A 19827-nucleotide genomic window follows, 5' to 3' on the forward strand; every position below is an offset into this window, starting at 1 on the left:
GGTTTCGGGATGGTCCTTTTTTATTGAAAAATTTAGAAAAATGATACGGTTTCCACCTCACTTAACCAATCATTGAATTGATTGAAATACGTGTATTTTTGAAAAGAGAAAAGCCTGAATGAATGATTTAGTTGTGGCCCGTGGTGAAGTATTAGCGCAAATCGAACAAGCTTGTGCGAAAGTAGGCAGAGCTGAAAATACAGTACAACTTTTAGCTGTTTCTAAAATGCAGCCAAGTGACTGCTTAACGGCGATGTATCATGCTGGGCAACGTGCTTTTGGCGAGAATTATTTGCAAGAGGCATTGGAGAAAATTGAAGCCCTACAAGACTTGGATATCGAATGGCATTTTATTGGGCATGTCCAACGTAATAAAACCAAACATTTGGCCGAGAAATTTGCTTGGGTGCATGGGGTTGATCGATTGCTGATTGCGCAACGGTTATCGCAGCAACGTCAACCGACCCAAGCGGCTTTGAATATTTGTATTCAAGTCAATATTGATGATCAAGCCAGTAAAGATGGTTGCCAACCAGCCGAAGTTGCCGATTTAGTGCAACAGATCAGTGTATTGCCGCATTTGAAATTACGTGGGTTGATGGTGATTCCTGCGCCAGATAACACCACAGCCTTTGCACAAGCAACACAACTCTTTGAACAGGTTAAAAGTTTACATGCACAGCCTGCTGACTGGGATACGCTGAGTATGGGCATGTCAGCTGACTTAGCTGAAGCAATTGCGGCAGGATCGACGATGGTTCGGGTCGGAACCGCTTTATTTGGTCAACGCAACTACGCGACTGTTTAAAATTAACATGATGAAATATGAGAATTTAAAACTTATACCATGTATGTTGTAAGGTAAAGTGGCTGAGAGCAGTAATGTGACTCAGCCCAATCTTGCTGAACCGAATCTAAATGTACGAAAGAAATAGCCAATAAACAGAATGTAGAGTACAGCGATGTTAAAACGAAATATTTTATTTGGAATACTCGGGGCTTGGTTTTTGACAGGCTGTAGTCAGCCCTATATAGCAACACAAGTAGAGCAGTCTTCGAAACCAGCGTCAGCGCTCAATGCAGCGAATCAAGATGTAAAACAAGCTGAACGTTTGGGGACAAAATGGGGGGATGATATTAGTTCACAAATACGGGAGGTCTACATTTCACGTGTATCGAATCAACCGATTGCTGAAGCATCTGTGCGTTATGCCAATAAAGATTATAACGGTCGTGCTGTGAATAGTATTTCGATGGCTGCAGGTAAAGTCAGTTTTGCATTGGTCGACGACCAAAGCAATCCACTGCCGATTTATCGTGTGGGGCAAGAATATTATTTGGCAGGAAAGCCGGGCCAAAGTTATCAACTGCAATATGAAAATAATACGGGCAAGACCTTTGAAGTGGTGGCCAGTGTTGATGGTTTAGATGTATTGGATGGCACTCAAGCTTCTCGTCGTAATAGTGGTTATGTTTTAAAACCGTATTCAAGCTTAAATATTGCAGGTTTTAGAAAGAGTGAAGCTGCCGTGGCTTCATTTACCTTTAGCCAACCAAGTGATGCTTATGCTGCAAACACCACCAGTGGCTCGATTAAAAACACAGGGATTATTGGTACTGTGATTTATGAACTGAAAGCACCCGTGCAGTCAGATAAACCGAAAACCAAATATGCACCGGCACCCAATGCCTTTCCTGCAGATTAATACAGATGACCAGAAAGGACTTTTATTAAAGGGCTTTCTGGTTAAGTAGAGATTTTCCAGTTCAGAAAATACCGCAGAGACGACAACTGCCACTACAGCAGAGCGCGTTGAGGCAGCAGACCATGCCAATGCGACTGAAACTAAAGGTGAGCATTTAGGCACCGTGATTTATGAACTACAAACAGAAGAACAAGTCGAACAACCGAAAACCAAATATGCACCAGGCCCAAATGCCTTTCCTGCAGATAAAAAATAATGGTATTGAAGTGCCTAAAAATAAAGCCAGTCCAGTTTAAATTGACTGGCTTTATTTTGGCCACAGCTTCGACCTCTACCAATGGATTCGGATCAAGTAACTGATTTAACCCACCACCTCAATCGAACTGGCACCCGCACCGCGTGGATTCACCTGAATTTGTACAGGAATACGTTCATGCATATCGGAGATGTGTGAGATCAGCACAACTTTACGGCCTTGGCCTTGTAATTGATCCAACGCATTCATCACCAGATGCAACGAGCCAGCATCGAGCGTACCGAAGCCTTCATCGATAAATAACGATTCAATTTTCATTGAACCCGACGCCATGTTGGCAATTGCCAAAGACAGCGCCAATGCGGTTAGGAAGGACTCACCACCTGAAAGTGAAGCCACTGAGCGAGTTTCGCCATCCATATCATGGTCAATAATCGCGAGGCTCAAGGAATTGTCTAAACGCTGTAGGGTATAGCGCTGTGAGAGCAGTGCCAATTGTTGGTTGGCGTATTCAATTAAGATATCAAGATGATATTGCTGTGCACTGTCTCGAAATCGTTTCCCATTGGCATCGCCCATCAAGCCTGAAATTTTGCTCCAACGATGTTCTTGTTGCTGTACAGCTTGAATCTGCTCAGCAAACTCGTATTGTTTCTGTAGATTGAGCTGATGTAGTTCGAGTTTCAACTTCACTTGATCACGTTGCTCAAGTTGTTGATTGAGCTGACTGAGGTTCAGGGCGATCTGTTCCAGCAGTTCTGCTAAAGCAAGTTCAGGCTGTTGCAGCAGATGTTCGGTCAATTGCGCTTGCATGGTGTTTAAGACCGCAGCAGATTCATTCAGCAAACGTTCAGCCTGTTGCAGTTTAAGTCGGATTTGCTGTTCTTGAGCTGGACTAACCTTGATTAACTCGGTCAGCAGCGTTAGGTCAAAGTTCGGCTGCTGCTTGAGCCATGCACGAATGTCTGTGGTGTATTGTGCAAGATTTTTCTCATGCTGCTGCCATTGGGTATTGAGCTGATCAACTTCACTTTTTTGTTGCTCAAATTGCTGGCGTATTTTTTCAAAAGCTTGTCTTGCCATACGATCAGCTGTTTGGGCTTGTTGCAATTGCAGGTCTTGTTGAGTCAGCCAATCCGTAAATTTAACTTCAGTTTCCCCAGTCATCTCCAAGATCAATTGCGTGGCGATATTCTGATTTTGTTTGCCTTGTAATTCCATGTCATCCAAGCGTTGCTGGGTACTGGCATGTTGTGCCGCTAGATTTTTTTGATCGGCAATAACTAAGTCCAATTGTTGTTGCTGTTGCTCAATTTGTTTTTGTAGACTGTGTTGCTGTTCCAATTGCTGCATGCGTTGGCTCAGACTTTGCAGTATCTGCTGTGCCAACGTGGTCATTGCTTGATTTGGCTTGGCCTGTTGCTCGGGGCTTACACAGGCAAAGATATGCGCAACTTGACTGAGCAATTGCGTGGCATTGGCAATCGAGTGCTGTAACTGTTGCAGTTGCTGGCTGTCTTGCTGTTGTTGTTTCATGACAGGGTGTAGTTGCTGTATTGCGTGTTCTAATTGTACGACCTGCTGTTGGCAAGCAACTTTTTCTTGCTGAATGCTGGCAAATAGCGCTTCAGCGGTCTGCTGTAAATCAAGCTGTAATTTGTCGGCTTCAAGTTGTTGCTTTAACTTGAGTTTAAGCTGTTGTTGCTGGTTGTTCGCCATTTGTTGTTGCTGACTCAGTTGTTCCAGTTTACTTTGGCACTGACTCAGTTGTTGTTGCTGCTGTTGCCAATTGAGTAGTGCTGTTTGTTCATGAGTTTCAGCCAGTTGTTGTTGCTGTTGTTGTAATACAAACAATGTATGAGAAAGCTCAGAATCTGCTTGGCGATAAGGATGTTCGCTACTGCCGCAGACAATACAAGCCTGACCTGGCACCAACTCGGCACGTAGTTGTTCAATGTTTTCACTATGCAGTAAGCGCTGCTGCTGTAAAAATTGTTGCAGTTGGCTGCGTTTGGTTTTAGCGGTTAGATATTGTTGTTCGGCCTGTTGGGTATCCAGTTGAAGCTGCTTGACTTGTTGTTGCAAGGGAACGACTTGGCTGGTGAGTTGCATCAGTTGCTGTTGTTGTTCGATATCGCGTTCTACGATTTGTTCAAGCCGTTCAAATTGACTGCATTGTGCAAGCTTTTGCTCAAGCTGCGTGCGATGCGCTACCAGCTTGGTTTCGATCTGCTCAAGATTACCGTATTGCTGTTGTGACTGGGTCAATTCAGCTTGTTTTTGCGTGAGTTGTTGTTTGGCAGCATCGAGATGGCCAAATTGTTGCTCAATTGGCTGATACTGATGAATAAACTGTTTTAACTGTTGCAGATGTGCTGCAAGCCCCTGATCTAAACTGGAAAATCCAGCACTCTGCTGCAAGTGTTGCTGCAGCTCAATTTGCTGGAGTTGTTGCTGTTGCAATTGCGTGTTGAGTGCTTGCTGTTGTTGCTCAAGCGGTTGTTGCTGTTGCTCAAGTTGGCTGAGCAGCATCTTGGTTTTGGTATAGGGTTCTTTAATAAAATCACGTTTTTCAACACATTGTCGAACTTGTTTGATAGCAAGTGCATGTTGTTGTTGAAAGGCTTGTATCTGGGTGAGTGCCTGTTCAGCTTGTTGATAATGTTGTTTTTTCAGCTCAAATTGTTGTGCCAATTGATCAAAGCTGTGCTGTGCCTGTTGGCGTTGTGGGGCCAATAGTTGTTGTGCCGCTTGCTGTTGCTGCTGTTGAAACACCACTGAGCGTATTGATGCAAATTGCTCTAATTGCTCTAAGCGTACTTTTTCAGGGACTAAGCGCTGCTGCTGTTGCAGCTGAGCATCATGCTGTAGCTGCTTTTCTGCAATTGCAGCATCTAATTTCTGTTGTTGTTGATACCATTGCTGTTGTTGCGCTAGCTGTTGCTTTTGCGCCTCAAGCTGTTGCAGGGCTTGATTCGATGATGTTAATTCACTATTGAGTAAGGCGAGATCTTCCTCGGATAATACTTCAATATGTCCGATCAGTTCCTCAAGTTGCTTGCGTTGTTTGGCAATATTAGCGGTCTTTCTAAAGGCCAACTCACCAATTTTCCCAAAAATACTGGAATTGGTCAGATATTCCAGTAGTTCACCACGTTCACTGTCTCTGGCTTTTAAAAATGCAGTGACTTCGGATTGTGCGAGCAATACCGCACGGGTAAATTGCTCAAAACTCAGTTGGGTAATCCGCTTAATCTGTTCATCGACTGCCTTGATTTTATCTGCAACCACAATACCATCGCTTAAGCAGGTCAATGATCGTTGTATTGCTTGTAGTTTTCCCGTTGGATTTTCCCGTGCACGTTTAATTTCCCAACGGGCCAAATAACGTTTCTGATCTTGCGCGACAAAGCACAATTCAGCATAACCATGTGCAGTGCCACGGCGTAACACGGTTTGTGGCGCGTTGGCGAGTAATTCAGAGCCATCGACATCTTTCAGTTTGCCATCACTGTCTTTTAAACGTGGCATTTTATTGAACAATGCCAAACACATGGCATCTAAAATGGTGGATTTACCCGCACCAGTTTTTCCCACAATCGCGATTAAACCTGCGCTGGCCAAGGGATCACTTTCAAAATCAATAAAATGTTCACCGGCAAGTGAGGCTAAATTTTTAATACGAATTGATAAAATTTTCATAGCAGAACCCTAAGCGCCGTGTTGTTCTTCAAGTGATTTTTCAGCTTCATCGACCAGAGAAATAAAGTCTTTTAAAACGTCGTCGTCGGGGCTGTAGCCTTGTTTATCCCACAGTTGTTGAAACAGTTTGGCTGGCGTTGGTGGTTCTAAACTGATGCTGTCACTGCTGCTTAGTGTATTTTCATTGGCTAAATATTTACGCGCAATACGCACCAAACGATAGCGATTAGGGGGGAGAGCATCTTCAAATTGTTGGCGTAAATTAGGTGGTGGCGGAGTCGAACTGTGATATTCAATATCCAGATAAGGACGTTGATCAATCTGTTCAATTTCACCACTTGGTAAGGCTTTGAGTGCATTAAAAACGTCTGTTAATTCATCCGCAATTTTATGCAATTGTATGCTGCGTGGAATCGGCAATACCTCAAACTGCACCCGTGATTCATCGGGTTTGCTCGGATCAATTGTGACTTCAACCACCTGATGCTTATAGTTAATCTCACTAAAGGAAAGTGGGATTGGTGAACCGCTATAGCGAATATGTGGATGCTGTACTTTTTGCGGTTTGTGCAAATGGCCGAGTGCGACATAGTCAATCACATCATCAAATAGGGCGGTAGACAGCGCTTCTTCGTTCCCCACAATAATCGGACGTTCGGAATCTGAGGTTTCGCCACCTTGCATGTGCGCGTGCGACATTAAAATCAAGGCTTGATCATCGGTTTTAGTCTGCTTCGCCAGTGCAATCAGTTGTTGATGAATATGTGCAATTGCGGCTTGGCTGTTTTGACTCTGTTCATTCAGTCCCGTGATTTCAGCAGGGCGTAGAAACGGCAATGCCAGACACCATGCCACCACCTGTTGGCTTTCATTATAAATGGGGATTAGGAGCCGATTGAGATCAAGTTGATTTTCGGCATTGCGTCGAATCACCCCAACGGCTTTGGCCTGATATTTTTCCAGTAAAGGTTCAACTTGTTCAATGCGATAGCCTGAATCATGATTGCCCGCAATCATCAAGGTTTGCATATGTGGCGCACGTTGATGGGCATCGGCTAAAAACTGATAGAGTTGTTTTTGTGCATGTGAGGCAGGGTTAATGACATCGAATACATCGCCTGCAATTAACAGCGCATGGGGCTGACGTGCTTCAATTTGCTGCAATAACCAAGCAAGAAATTGTTCATGTTCATATTGGCGTGAATGGTGATAAAAGTACTGTCCCAAGTGCCAGTCTGAAGTATGAAAAAAGCGTACAGTCATTGATTTACCACAAGCTTAAAAAGCGGAAAAGGATAAGGTAGCATAAATTGCGCTATGCAGTTACGCAGCGGATGGCTTTAAATCCATCCAAGTGATTAAGCTTGAGCTGATGCGGTGAGATCAAAGGCTTTGCGCATCGTTGTTGCTTCTTGGGTATTCTAATATGCGTGGGAACTGAAAAGCGTAGTCCGCTAAAGCATAACGATATAACTGGGCTGGACGCTTGCCAGCAATTTTACTTTGATCGGTCTCGTCAACCACACCTGCATCTAGCATTCGCCGTCTAAATGATTTTTTTTCTAAGCTTTGCCCCAAAATGATTTCATAAATTTGCTGTAACTCGGTCAGGGTAAACAGCGGGGGCATTAAGCTGATTGGCAGCGCCGTATAGCGGGTGCGACTACGGAGACGTTCGCTGGCCAGTGTCAATAAATGACGATGGTCAAAGGCCAACTCATGTTGTAGTGCCTCATGTACAGGGACCCATTGGCTTTGTTCTGTCGCGCTCAATTGCGAGGCGATTGCATTGAAATCGATCAAGGCAAAATAAACGACGGTGACCGACCAGTCCCGCGGATCACGCTTGGCATTGCCGACACTCGCCACTTGTTCTAAATAGGGGGTTTTAATTCCTGTTTTTTCAATCAATTTACGTTTTGCCGAGGCCAGCAGGTCGGCATCTTGGGTCAAATCGACAAAGCCACCTGGTAGCGCCCATTGCCCTTTGGCAGGAAAATTGGAACGTTGAATGAGCAAGACCTGCAATTGGCTTTCTTTGATCGAGAAAATCGCCATATCTACCGTGAGCAGCGGTGTTGGATAGCGATTGGCTTGATAGTTGGCTAGGTATTCTTGTTCACTGCAAGCGCTCATGGCAAAGACTCAGTATAAATAAGTAAAGAGGGTCGGTATGGGCATTGTACCGACCTCAAGGCATGATGGGCAATTGGTAAACAGTCTAAGTCGTTACAGTCGCTGCTGCTAAAGCCAGTTCTAATCTATTGCGAATCTGCGCTAAATTACATTGCTGCAGGAACTGACCATTTTCAAATACTGTTTTTAGCTCCCCTTGTTGCTCTTGTACTGCCGTTTGCTGATCAAACAGTTCAAATCCAGCGACGGACTGCTCAACACGCAATAAACCTTTGGCTGATTTTTTAATGCCACTGTCGGTGATTGGGTCTTTAAACAGCTCACGGGCACTGCCATTGACTTGGCCCCAAGTGGCTTTGACTGCAAAACCAAAAGTGTCACGAGTCAAATAGTTATAGGTATAACTGCCAATCCCAAAGACCAGGTTGCTTGAGGCAAAGCCTTTGGCTTCAAGTCCGATCAAAATCGCTTGGGCACGTTGTAAGGTAATCGAATCACCATAAATTAAGCCCACTCGTTCATTGAGTACTTTATAGCCTAGGGTTGTCGTTGTTCCGCCAAAAATCTCCCATAAACATTCGACAGCACCTTTATATGCCGGACTAGCAACAGCCGCTTCAGGATCACCACAAATAATCTTAACTGGATCGCCAGAATCTGGACGAAAAACCAATTTGGCAAGCCCCATCGCATTGGGGGTACGTGCGAGGATTTCCGCTTTTAACGCAACGCTAAACTCGGTGATCACGCGCCAGAAATCCCAAGTATCGGAAACGATGCTGACGATGCCACTTGGATACAAGTCACAAATTAAACGTCTAAAAGTCGTTAGTTCATCGTCTTCAGTTCCCATACACATCACGCTGTGTTCAGTGGCAGGTACAGACACCCCAACCACATCCGCTGCTTGATAGTATTCTTCCATATAATCAATGGCTAAGATCGCATCAGTGCCAATAAAACTGGTGAGGTGACCAGCACTGGCTTGGGCTGCATCATAAATACCACTCATGCCACGACTACTAAAATCATGTGCTTGTACGGGGACAAAAGCCAAATCTGCACCCGTTTTAAGCGCATATTGTGTGAGTAAACGTTTGTATTCATAGGCAATGGTTGCTGTGGTACAAGGCTTCCAAAGTTCAGCACTGAGCACCGTTTCAATATAATTGGTCAACCAAAAAAACTCAGGCAAGGTATTGACCACGGTTAACAAGGGTACCCGCATATTGACTCGACTGCCTTCTGGCAAGGCTTTAATTTTTAATGGTAAATAGCCTAAGTCATGCAATGCTTCAATGTGATCAACAGGAATAGCATCAATTCCTAATGCATTGTCCATACGACGTTTATAGGCCGCGACGACTTTATGTTTATCTTGCTGAAAAAATCCTTCATTCCAGGTTTCAATCAAAAAATGTTGGATAAAGCCTTGTAGGCCAAAAAAGACCAGTTTGTCGTCAAAGTCAGGCAGCATTTTTGCCAAACGTGAAGAACGTGGGGTGAAATTGGCATATACATATTCGGTGCCGACCGGATATTGACGTCTGTGGTCTGCTTTATAGAAGTCGATCGCATGTAAGGGATTGATTTTAAGGCTCATGCGGATACTCCTGCATTTGAATGAACTGGAATAATATTCAGGCTAGTCGTCAGGGGCGATGTCGCTGTTTTCGCAATGCTATCGCTACAGAAAATTTGATCGATTAAGCCATCAAAAACCGATAGGCCACGGCTAAAAATACCGTGAGTGACATACAAAATGATCTGTTTGCAATTTAAGTTGCGTAACTGCTGTGCAATGGCAATGAAGGTTGCACCACCATCACAAATATCATCACTGATGATGGCGGTTAAGCCGGTCATATCGGTGGTATTGACGTGGGTTCGTACAATCTTTCCAGTGAGTGGATCACGCTGTTTCTCACAATAAACGATCTCTAGAGGATTGAAGCGTTGTGCATTCATGGCCTGTGCAATCGCTTGGGTGCGGGTTACTGCACCGGCATCTGGGCAAATTAGTACGCTATTTTCAGCGCATAAGATTTGGCTTAATGCCTGACTTTGTTGCATTATTTCTGCAGCACTGAGGTTGATGACTGCACTAAACTGGGTGTTCTGTTTGAGTAAGTTACAGGTGACTGCACTGTGCGCATCCCACACCATTATTGTTTTGCGTTGTTGCGCAGATGGTGCGGTGTTGAGGTTAAGTAATTTGGTGATCATTTCCAATGAAAAGGCCTGTCCGAGTGCACAATGACGATCTTGGCGTGCATAAGGGAAATATGGAATTTCAAGCTCAATGTTGAGGCCTTGTGCGAGCAGGACATTTTCTAATAATAAATAATCAAACCAGTCTGAACTTTGCTGGAGGTTCGCACGTATTTTTACTGTGCCAGTTAAGCCTTGTAGGGTCGATGCAGCAACTTGCACATGTCGCTCTCCGCCAGAAAATTGAGAGAACTTTACCGCGATGGTCTGTGCATACTGATCTTGTATTTGAATGGGCATGATTGTGCTCTCTTATAGTGGCTTATTGCCAATAAACATATAGTGTCATAATGACACTATATTGAGCAAGTTTTATTTATAAAAATAATCTTAGATATTTTTTTAGAAAAAAGTGAATAGAAGACTATGGATGTACACAGGGGGGGCGAAATGTAGTAACCAAGCATTGGGCTTTTGAGAGCTGAATATGGGGTGATGTACTTCGTGGCTTGAGCTGTCGCTGTTGTAAGATGAGCAGCCCTAAAGTATTTTTAATGTTTAAACGTGAAGCGTAGAGATCATGGCTTTACGATTGAGCGATAGAAACTGCAGACAAATAAAAGCCGACGATTCGAGTGATGAGAAAATCGCCGGCCAAAGTGCTTCGTGAAATTAGCCTAGCTTGTTTAGCCAATCTAGACGCGAAGCATGCATTATTTTTCTAATTCGAAAAAAGAAGGTCACCGATATTATTTGCGGATGCCGATGCAAATAAACACGGTTGCTGCTGACCTTATACATCTATAACGACGTCTATTTAAGATTGGTTGACAATAATTTTTAAAAAGTTCAATTTTTTTCTATAATAGTGAAACTTTAACCATAGGTAGCAGCTATGCTTGCGCTAAGTAAATATTATCTCTACTTTTTTCTGTGTTGTTTAATTTTCACCATCGTGAGTGGAATGATTGCTCCGATGATTCCGAATGCGATTGCACAAGGGTTTATTGCCGTACCTTATATAATTGCGATGATCACAGTACTTTACATTTTTTTAAAGCAACAAGGCCGTGCACCGACGCAGCCTGAAAGATTACGCTTAGCTTTCGGATATACCTTTGTTTTAGCTTTATTTAATATAATTGGCGTGGTGCTTGGCCTTTATGTTTTTGCTCAGCAAGATCCACAAATTTGGCAAGACTTTCTTATATATATTCAAAACCAACAATTTTTAATGATTATTTTGGCGATGGCACTGGTTTATGCCGTGACATTCTTTCTGATCACCTATTGGTTCCATGGTAAACAAGCGCAACGTATGGCCAATAAAATGTTTGGTTAAATTCTAGAAATAACAGCTTACGTTTTTATTCTTTTGATGGCTTGATGCCTTAGCATGTATTTGTTCTGGTACGGTTTATAAAGAAAGAGGAAGCGTTTGCTGTGTAAAAATATAAATATAGCATTGCACTGAACTGTACACAGGTAGGGGGGAATGCTATAAATTAATGTGTAAATTTAAGTGGTTTCTACTACAAAGCACCTACGATAAAAAGCTATAGAAAACGATAACAGCTGCAATAAAATTAAAAAAATCTAAATTAAAAACAAGTTTGGCGATTGCCAGTTCAACAATTAAATACAATAAATTGGTTATTATAAAAATGCTAAATACAATTTCGAGTGTACTCGCGCAACTCGGTTTAACGACTGAAAATCGTGCCATCCATATCCAGTTTTCCAATTCAAGCCTGAATCAGCAAGTCTATTTGCAGCGCATTGATGGGCAACATGGCTTAAATCAAGGTTTTAAAGCACAACTGATTTGTCTCGCAAACAATGCGCATATTCAATTAAAACAATTTATTGGCTGCCAAGTTGCAGTTGATATCATTTCCGATCTAGGGCAGTTATTGCGAAGTACGGGCATCATCACCGAAGCGGCAGCGGGTGCTTCAGATGGCGCGCTCACTATTTATAAACTCAGTGTGGAAGATGCGACTTCCCTTTGGCAGAAACGTCGTAATAGCCGAGTATTTATGAATAAGTCAGTGGTCGAGGTGATTGAAACCTTGTTTAAAGAGTGGCAGCAAAATAACAGCTTATTTGCAGCCAGTTTAAGCCTTGATCTTAGTGGGGTGACGCAAGATTATGATGTGCGTCCATTTATTATGCAGAACCTCGAATCTGATTATGACTTTTTAACCCGTTTAATGCGCCAAGAAGGGATCAGTTGGTTAATTGATGAAGCACAACTGATGGTGGATCGTCTGACTGACCCAATTCAGCCACAGAAGTTACGCTTGATCGATGACAATAGCCAATACCAAGCCTTAGCACGTCGAAGTATTCGCTTTCATCGGAGTAGTGCAACTGAACGGCAAGACAGTATGCGCAGTTTAATTGCGCAACGATCATTGCAACCGACAGCCGTGCATGTACAGCGTTGGCAGGCCGATGTGCTCGATTATGATGTTGGCGCAGGTCAGGTGCAGAGCACACAAAAGCACAGTGAAAATATTGATAATGATGGTCTTTTTCTAGAGCAAGCATGGCATTTTAGTCCGGCATGGATGCAAGATTTAAACGGTGCCGATCAGGCAACAGCATCGGGGAATCGTCAGGTTGAACGTATCAATCAAAATTTATCCAATTATTATAATGCGCAGTCGAAACAGTTTATTGCACAAACCACGGTGCGGGATGCGCAAGTCGGTTATTGGTTTGAGTTGAATGAACATCCAGAAATAGATTCACATGAAGGTGCCGATAAAGAATTTCTGATCGTCTCTAAAACATTTTATAACCAAAACAACCTCCCCAAAGATTTAGATCTGCTGTTTAAACAACTGCTTAATCAGAGTTTACTTAAGGTTGAGCAAGATAAAATTTTAAACAATGATGCAGAACGTCAAGGCAATACTTTGGTTTTACAGCGCCGTAATATTGCCATGCCGCCCGAATATAACCCTTTGCAACATCGACCCGCAGCCCATCCACAACGTGCTCGCGTGGTCGGTCCAACTGGTGAAACCATCCATGTTGATGAATGGGGGCGGATTAAAGTTCGGTTTCTCTTTGCCCGTGCTGAAAATCATAGCCACGATGGTGGTGCAGGCACAAATGACAACGATACCGACTCGGCTTGGGTCGATGTATTAACGCCATGGGCAGGTGAGGGCTATGGCGCACGCTTCTTACCGCGTGTAGGCGAGATCGTGGTGATTGATTTCTTTGACGGCAATATTGACCGACCGTTTGTGCTTGGACGAATTCATGAAGCACAGCGCTCACCGACGCAATTTGATGTCAAAGGTCAATTACCTGCAACGCATAAACTCAGCGGTATCCGTTCGCAAGAAATCGGTGGTGGCGGTTTTGGCCAACTACGTTTTGACGATACCACGGGACAAATCAGCAGCCAATTGCAAAGCAGTCATGGTGCAACCCAGCTTAATCTAGGTAACTTAAGCCATCCCAAAGACCAAGCTGAAAGTGATGGTCGTGGTGATGGTTTTGAACTCAGAACCGACCAATGGGGGGCATTACGTGCGGGGCGTGGGCTACTCATCTCGACCCATGCACAAGATCAAGCGGGCGGGGTACATCTAGAGGCCAGTACCGCAAAGCAACAGCTTGAAAGTAATCTCAATAGCGCAAAAGCACTCAGCGAAGTAGCAAAGCATCAACAAACGGATCCCCTCGAAACCCTAGACCAACTCAAAGGGTTTATTGATCATCTTTCCCAACAAGATCCTAAAAAAGCAGCAGAATTTAAATCAGCAGTGATGATTTTGGCTTCAGCCGATAGCATGACCTTGAGTGCGCAAGCCGATCTACATCTATCTTCCGCTGGGCAAATTAGTCACAGTGCTGGAGAAAGTATTAATTTAAGTACGCAAAAATCATTGCTCGCACATGCCAGTTCTAAAATTAGTTTATTCGCTGCACAACAAGGCGCGCGATTGATGGCAGCCAAAGGCAAAGTCGAAATTCAAGCCCAAGGTGATGGCATGGATCTGATCGCCCGCCAAGGCATAAAAATCACCTCAACAGAAGATCGAATCGAGATTAGCAGCCCCAAAGAAATTCAGCTGACGGCAGGTGGTTCACAACTCAGCCTAAATGATGCTGGCGTTTTTTTTACCACCAATATGACCTTTTTGTGTAAGGCGGGGCAGCATGTTTTTACGTCCGCTGCTGCTGTAAACCCACCAGCTATAGATTTGCCAGATTGTTCTGCTAAACAAACCCAAGCGGCACAGAATGGCTCAGCAAAAGTGGAGTTATAAAAATGCTCATTAAAAAAATAATGAATAGGCCACTGGACGAGAAAGAAATTTGGGAAGATATGCTTGGGGTTTATAAAAAATTCCAACATATTATTATATTGATAGACAGCACGTTAGATGAAAGTTTTTTAGCCGACTTTATCCAAGCTTTGAATCAGGATGAGGCATATCATTTATCAGTTGCTAAACACAGTAAAAAGAGTTTCATTTATATTTTAAGATTGGAGAAACTTAATCAATTAGAAGAAATCAAAAGTGATCTTATTTTTTGTATTCAACAAAATTTTAATACACATAATGATCGATATCTTGTTTGTGGTTATGGTGCATCCCAATATTCGCTTGATGTACTTGGCTATAAAGTTACTAAATCCATCGCCCTCAATGATCTGGGGCAACCGGTTTTTTTTAGATGGTTTGATCCAAGAGTACTTATTTACTTAAATCATATTTTAGATGATGCACGGTTGTTGTCGGTATTGAATATCTTTGAGCATTGGGCATTTTATCATGTGAGTGGTCAATACCAAGTAGATCAAGCGAATAAACCGCATATTAAAGCTCAAAGCATACTGATTAATCAAAGTGAATCTATTGATTTAGATTTAATTGAAATAAGTAATTTAGCCTATCAACAAAGCTTTCATTTAGAAGGTTTAAGGCAAGAGGCAATAGAACCAACCCATATTTTTAAAGCGATTCAAACGGCCTATCAAAAATATCAAATCAAAAATAATATCGATCTCATTGCCTATGCGTTGTATAGCATTGCGATACATCCACAGTTTATGCAGCACCCAACTATCATTGATGTTTTAGCGCAAAACTGGATTGAACGTGATGCCGCAGAAGCTTTTACTGCTGCCATGAATGGTGTATCGGAAGATTGGTGGGGCACGATTAGAAATGAACTTCTGAGTGAAGAAGGGTGTTTAAATGAATGATAAAAATAAATTAAATAAAAAATATTATGACCCCGAAAATACTGGTGGTCTCACCAAAAGACTAGAAAAGGAACAAAAACTAAAAGAGATTTCCTCACCTGACAATACCATTTCAGATTTATCGAAAAAGATATTAGCGACCAACTTAAACAATAATACAAAGCAAAAAAAATGCTCAACATTTTGCCGAAGTGAAGGTTTTCATATTTTGCCCTTAAGATATGCGATTACCCAGAAAAATGCTTCGAGCATGCCTGCAAATCTAGGTGATAAAGTTAAAAATATTAGCCTGACACATTCTAAATATGTCGTTGAAATGTTGGATTCTGGCTATGTTTACCAGTTAATCCTGCGAAGTTCTGGGAAAAAAGAATGGTGGGCTTATAAAGTGACACCGCTTGGTTATTTATCTCTGTTTCCCATTGGCAAAGAAGTGCCAGTGACTGTGCCAGAATTTGCATGTCAGTCTGCCAATCATAAATTCAATGGCTCAGTTATTACGGTTCCAAACAATCCTAATGATTTAGAAAAAACTACTTATATTCTCTATTCGCATGTTGAGCTGACCCAAAATAAAATTAAAGAGTTAGAAAATAATCCAAATGGATTTGCCAGTAAGGGAATATGGCAAAAAATTGATATTGCTGCATGGAAAGGGGGAACTCATAGTCAACCGCATTGTTTAAATAATACAAACTTGAAGTCTTCGATTTTTAATATTAATCGCTTTGGTGATCGAATAAGTCAAGCACTGAAACAGTTTGATGCTTTACCCAATGAATATGCAGGGATTGCCTTATTTGACCCAATTGGAATTAGCGTTAATTTAAATGATTATCGCAACGAAGCTTATATTTCGGTCGATGAGTTCTTGGCATTAAAAGATCGAAGTGGCCTGAGTAATCAACGAAAATTAGATGCAGTACAGCGGATAGATACATTAAAAGGCTCACTGAATCAAAAATTAGAAAATCGATTAAAAGATAACGCAAAGCTTGATGCAGATACACGACCTTATCTAGACAGCCGGGATCAACGAAAAATAGATATTATGGATAAGCAAATTCAAGCTGCACAAAAACGTGGAGATGCAGATGAAGTAAAGGAATTACAGCGTAGTAGACAAGTTGCCATAGAAGATCATGCGCGATTAATGAAAAAAAGAACTGAGCAAGTTACGGTAATGAATAAGCACTCAGAGAATGGCATAAAAGCAGACTTTCAAACTGTTGAAGATAATGTTGATCTTAAAGCGGTAGCAGATTTCAAAAAGGAAGTAGCGGTCAAGTTAGATAATGCAATGGAGGTTGCAAATCAACGTGCTCAAGATCATTTAAACTGGATTAATTCAGATAGTCTACTGAGTGCTTTAGATATTTATGACACGAAAGATTTAAAAAATGGTTGTGCTTTTAAAGCGCATATTGCCTCTTTGCTGTCTGGGATGGAGGGGGCAACAGCCTCTGAAAATAAATTAGATAGTTGGATAAAAAAACCTAGCTTTGAAAGGAAAAATTTATTTATTCGTGGTTTATACAGTAATCAAGATGCAGCCAAAGCACTGCATGAGCAAGTTGTTAGTCAAGCTACGGATACGACTGCTGTCGGAATTAAGACGTTAAAAGGTGTAGTCGACTTTTTAAAGAAAACCGATTCTGCATGGGATGAATGGGCACGGGTACATACTGTCGTTGATAAAAATGGTAATCCCACCAAACTGAAAGGCAATATTCTTTTTACGGGTGTAGAAAAAAGAGTGATGTTATTTACCTCTAATTTTGCGCGTGCTGTATTTAGAGCAGGTATGGGGACACAGGCAGAACGTGTGTTTGTCAAAGCAATTTCACAGAAGTTACTTTTTGTACAAATGGGAGATTTGGCTGAGAAGCTAAGGTTTGACGAGTTGGTACATCGTCTTGATCCTGAAAAACAGGGTCCCAGTTCAATTAAATTGAGTCCTGAATTTGGGCAACGTGTAGGGCCTCAGGTTGCAGCCAATGCCAAAGCAGCAACGTTGAATTCCTTAGATGTATTAATTGATGATGCCATAGTGAAAAAAGGGGAGCTTCCTAAAAAAATAGAGGCTGTGATTGGTAAGGATATGAAAGATGCCACCAATAACTATCATCAGGTTCGAGCATCGGGCATCTTAGTCTTATTGGAAGTGATTAACCTCACTACTGCACTTGAATCAGGGAAATATAAAAGTATAGAGCAAGTTGCAGCATTGGTTGCCTCTGTTTCTGGCCTATTTGCATTTGGTCTCGATATTTTCTATGGACTTGCAAAAGGCGTAAGAGAAGTTGCAGCACAAAGTAGTTATACCGCAGCTGGTGCTGCTTCAACCCGTGGTGCAGCAAATATTCAACGTGGTGCAATAAAGTTCGCAGCCGTAGGTTTTAGTACCATCGCAGGAAGTATTACTGCATGGCTGGATTATTCCAAAAAACAAGAACAAGAAAATAAAGTAGGAGAATCAAATAAAAAATTGGAACAGATTTATTTAGTGAGAAGTATTAGTGGAGGCTTTACTGCCTTTTTGGGAGTTCTTTCAACACTGACGTATATCGGTCCAGTTGTAAACTATGTTAGCCGTATCGGCACAAGCCCCATAATTGCACGTTTAGGAGCTACTCAGTTAGTAACAATATTAACTAAAGATGCAATTAGAATGGGGGTGCTAAGAGGAATTGCTTGGTTAAGTGGGGTTGGTTTAATTCTCACTATTACCGAAATCGGCGTTCTAATCTATATGAATTTGACTCAATTAAGCCGTTGGTGTGAATACTGCACTTTTAGAAAAGTTGCAAGTAACCAAATTATGTCTGAAAAACAAGAAATAGAAGATTTTCAAAAATTATTAGCTTAAGAGGTAAGAAAAATGGTTTTTAATAAAATAAATAAATTATTAGAAGAGTTTATCGCAGAGCTATTTATTGTTGAAGGTGAGATTACTGACTTAATCACCCGTCAAACCTTAGAGAATTTGAATGCAAAAGGACAATCGCATGCCAGTGCAATCGCGGTAGGTTCTACACTGTTAGGTCAACTTGGCAGCGCTGCCTTAGTTGGTATTGCTGCCAGTGATGATGGGGTCAACGTTAGTGAGTTTGCGATAGAACTGACAGATACGAATGGAGTTAAACATTTTTTTAAAGGTTGCTTTCCTGAGGTGGTGTTTAAAAAAGGTGATCAGGTCAAAGTCATTGCACACCCCTTTAAAACAGATTATGGCTATGTCTCTGCGATTATTGATATTAAAAATAACTATATGTGGACCAGTCAACAAGTAGAAAGAGGTCGTTATAGATATCGAATATTTGGTATGAAATTAATGGGGGGGGGAGGGGTATTTGTTTTATTTGTTTTTTTAGTGATGGATTATTTTAATAGAGAATATTTTACTCAAATGTTTATTTTTGATATTGAAATGCTAATACCAATATTGTTTTTAAATATAATATTTTTATTCATTGGCTGGCGAGTGGGAGCAAGTTTTGATGAGCAAAGTGTTGAATTAGAAGGAATACTAAAAAAGCTCGGGTTTTATAAACCAACAGTTATAAGCCTAAATGATTACACGATATTTAGTGTGAAAAAAAGAAATAAAGAAAAGGATATTAAATATCCAGATCGATGGGAGCAATATACCTACCGTATCGATCTTGCTCAAAAAGATGATGCTGAAAAATATGGTAAGAAATAAAAAATTAACACGGATTAGTTTTTAAAGAATTTAAAATAATAACTGAAAAGTGAATAAAATGATTTTCAATAATGCCAATCAAATATTAGAAGAATTTATAGCAGAGCTATTTATTGTGGAGGGGGAAATTACCGACTTAATCACCCGTCAAACCTTAGAGAATTTGAATGCAAAAGGACAATCGCATGCCAGTGCAATTGCAGCAGGTTCCGCATTGCTAGGTCAACTCGGCAGCGCTGCTTTAGCTGGTATTGCTGCCAGTGATTATGGGGTCGACGTTAGTGAGTTTGCGATAGAACTGACAGATCATGCTGGGGTGAAGCATCTTTTTAAAGGTTGCTTTCCTGAAGTCGTATTTAAAAAAGGTGATCAGGTTAAAGTCATTGCACACCCTTTTAAAACTGATTATAGCTATGTTTTAGCAATTATAGATATTAAACATAATTATATGTGGACCAGTCAACAAGTAGAAAGAGGTCGTTATAGATATCGAATATTTGGTATGAAATTAATTGTTTGGTCCAGTTTTTTTATATTGTTTGTCGTATTTGTTGTTGATTTCCTTAATGCTAATTCTATTGATGAAATGTTATTTAGCGAAATGCATATACAAATAACGAGTTTAGTTTGGATCTTAATCTCCTTATTTATAGGTTGGCGGGTAGGTGCAAGTTTTGATGAGCAAAGTATCGAATTGGAAGCTATTCTTAAAAAGCTCGGGTTTTATAAACCAACCATGATGAGTTTAAATAAATATTCTATTTTTTCGACTGAGCCAGCTAATAATCAACTTAATGAGCGTTGGAAAGACTATACCTACCGCATCGATCTTGCTCAAAAGGATGATGCTGAAAAATATGGGAAGAAATAAAAA

General features: G+C 41.4%; 13 protein-coding genes. 8 read left to right on the forward strand and 5 right to left on the reverse strand.

Annotated features, from left to right (window positions below; genetic code table 11):
* Positions 1 to 118: 118 nt before the first annotated feature.
* Positions 119 to 808: a YggS family pyridoxal phosphate-dependent enzyme gene (locus tag FD716_RS04175; protein WP_139851103.1), complete on the forward strand. Its 690-nt coding sequence runs from the start codon at positions 119 to 121 to the stop codon at positions 806 to 808.
* A 154-nt stretch (positions 809 to 962) separates the two neighbouring features.
* Positions 963 to 1706 (forward strand): hypothetical protein, encoded by a 744-nt coding sequence (locus tag FD716_RS04180; RefSeq protein WP_139851104.1) that lies wholly within the window; start codon positions 963 to 965, stop codon positions 1704 to 1706.
* Between the two features lie 361 nt (positions 1707 to 2067).
* Here the strand turns inward: FD716_RS04180 and FD716_RS04185 are convergent, their stop codons facing one another.
* From FD716_RS04185 to FD716_RS04205, 5 genes are all read right to left on the reverse strand, one after another.
* On the reverse strand, positions 2068 to 5664 hold the full coding sequence (locus FD716_RS04185) for an AAA family ATPase (protein WP_139851105.1): 3597 nt from the start codon (positions 5662 to 5664) through the stop codon (positions 2068 to 2070).
* 9 nt (positions 5665 to 5673) lie between these two features.
* Positions 5674 to 6927: an exonuclease SbcCD subunit D gene (sbcD, locus tag FD716_RS04190; RefSeq protein WP_139851106.1), complete on the reverse strand. Its 1254-nt coding sequence runs from the start codon at positions 6925 to 6927 to the stop codon at positions 5674 to 5676.
* 120 nt (positions 6928 to 7047) lie between these two features.
* The gene (ntrR, locus tag FD716_RS04195; RefSeq protein WP_139851107.1) at positions 7048 to 7800 is read right to left on the reverse strand and encodes an ADPR responsive transcriptional repressor NtrR; all 753 of its coding nucleotides are present in this window, start codon (positions 7798 to 7800) and stop codon (positions 7048 to 7050) included.
* A gap of 85 nt (positions 7801 to 7885) precedes the next feature.
* Positions 7886 to 9403: a nicotinate phosphoribosyltransferase gene (locus tag FD716_RS04200; RefSeq protein ID WP_139851108.1), complete on the reverse strand. Its 1518-nt coding sequence runs from the start codon at positions 9401 to 9403 to the stop codon at positions 7886 to 7888.
* Positions 9400 to 10311, reverse strand: coding sequence for a phosphoribosyltransferase family protein (locus FD716_RS04205; protein WP_139851109.1), 912 nt, complete (start codon positions 10309 to 10311; stop codon positions 9400 to 9402). Before FD716_RS04205 ends, FD716_RS04200 begins: the two co-directional genes overlap by 4 nt.
* 595 nt (positions 10312 to 10906) lie before the next feature.
* Between FD716_RS04205 and FD716_RS04210 the strand changes: the two genes are divergently transcribed.
* The 6 genes from FD716_RS04210 to FD716_RS04235 all read left to right on the forward strand — a co-directional run bounded on the left by FD716_RS04210 (position 10907) and on the right by FD716_RS04235 (position 19824).
* Positions 10907 to 11353, forward strand: coding sequence for an ABZJ_00895 family protein (locus FD716_RS04210; RefSeq protein ID WP_139851110.1), 447 nt, complete (start codon positions 10907 to 10909; stop codon positions 11351 to 11353).
* Positions 11354 to 11675: 322 nt separating this feature from the next.
* Complete coding sequence (locus FD716_RS04215) at positions 11676 to 14303, forward strand: type VI secretion system Vgr family protein (protein WP_139851111.1); 2628 nt, start codon at positions 11676 to 11678, stop codon at positions 14301 to 14303.
* Between the two features lie 2 nt (positions 14304 to 14305).
* On the forward strand, positions 14306 to 15247 hold the full coding sequence (locus tag FD716_RS04220) for a DUF4123 domain-containing protein (RefSeq protein WP_139851112.1): 942 nt from the start codon (positions 14306 to 14308) through the stop codon (positions 15245 to 15247).
* The gene (locus FD716_RS04225) at positions 15240 to 18116 is read left to right on the forward strand and encodes a T6SS effector BTH_I2691 family protein (protein ID WP_215895448.1); all 2877 of its coding nucleotides are present in this window, start codon (positions 15240 to 15242) and stop codon (positions 18114 to 18116) included. The genes FD716_RS04220 and FD716_RS04225 overlap by 8 nt, the downstream gene beginning before the upstream one ends.
* A 12-nt stretch (positions 18117 to 18128) precedes the next feature.
* On the forward strand, positions 18129 to 18953 hold the full coding sequence (locus FD716_RS04230; RefSeq protein WP_139851113.1) for a putative type VI secretion system effector: 825 nt from the start codon (positions 18129 to 18131) through the stop codon (positions 18951 to 18953).
* Positions 18954 to 19011: 58 nt separating this feature from the next.
* The gene (locus FD716_RS04235) at positions 19012 to 19824 is read left to right on the forward strand and encodes a putative type VI secretion system effector (RefSeq protein ID WP_139851114.1); all 813 of its coding nucleotides are present in this window, start codon (positions 19012 to 19014) and stop codon (positions 19822 to 19824) included.
* Positions 19825 to 19827: the final 3 nt, after the last annotated feature.

The organism is Acinetobacter pullicarnis, from assembly GCF_006352475.1.
GTDB classification, from domain to species: domain Bacteria; phylum Pseudomonadota; class Gammaproteobacteria; order Pseudomonadales; family Moraxellaceae; genus Acinetobacter; species Acinetobacter pullicarnis.

What these genes read in the sequence shown, in the direction of transcription:
- FD716_RS04200 (WP_139851108.1), bottom strand. Translation starts at nt 9,403, where the DNA reads ATGAGCCTTAAAATCAATCCCTTACATGCGATCGACTTCTATAAAGCA.
- FD716_RS04230 (WP_139851113.1), top strand. Translation starts at nt 18,129, where the DNA reads ATGGTTTTTAATAAAATAAATAAATTATTAGAAGAGTTTATCGCAGAG.
- FD716_RS04210 (WP_139851110.1), top strand. Translation starts at nt 10,907, where the DNA reads ATGCTTGCGCTAAGTAAATATTATCTCTACTTTTTTCTGTGTTGTTTA.
- FD716_RS04235 (WP_139851114.1), top strand. Translation starts at nt 19,012, where the DNA reads ATGATTTTCAATAATGCCAATCAAATATTAGAAGAATTTATAGCAGAG.
- FD716_RS04180 (WP_139851104.1), top strand. Translation starts at nt 963, where the DNA reads ATGTTAAAACGAAATATTTTATTTGGAATACTCGGGGCTTGGTTTTTG.
- ntrR (WP_139851107.1), bottom strand. Translation starts at nt 7,800, where the DNA reads ATGAGCGCTTGCAGTGAACAAGAATACCTAGCCAACTATCAAGCCAAT.
- FD716_RS04225 (WP_215895448.1), top strand. Translation starts at nt 15,240, where the DNA reads ATGAATGATAAAAATAAATTAAATAAAAAATATTATGACCCCGAAAAT.
- sbcD (WP_139851106.1), bottom strand. Translation starts at nt 6,927, where the DNA reads ATGACTGTACGCTTTTTTCATACTTCAGACTGGCACTTGGGACAGTAC.
- FD716_RS04185 (WP_139851105.1), bottom strand. Translation starts at nt 5,664, where the DNA reads ATGAAAATTTTATCAATTCGTATTAAAAATTTAGCCTCACTTGCCGGT.
- FD716_RS04205 (WP_139851109.1), bottom strand. Translation starts at nt 10,311, where the DNA reads ATGCCCATTCAAATACAAGATCAGTATGCACAGACCATCGCGGTAAAG.
- FD716_RS04215 (WP_139851111.1), top strand. Translation starts at nt 11,676, where the DNA reads ATGCTAAATACAATTTCGAGTGTACTCGCGCAACTCGGTTTAACGACT.
- FD716_RS04175 (WP_139851103.1), top strand. Translation starts at nt 119, where the DNA reads ATGAATGATTTAGTTGTGGCCCGTGGTGAAGTATTAGCGCAAATCGAA.
- FD716_RS04220 (WP_139851112.1), top strand. Translation starts at nt 14,306, where the DNA reads ATGCTCATTAAAAAAATAATGAATAGGCCACTGGACGAGAAAGAAATT.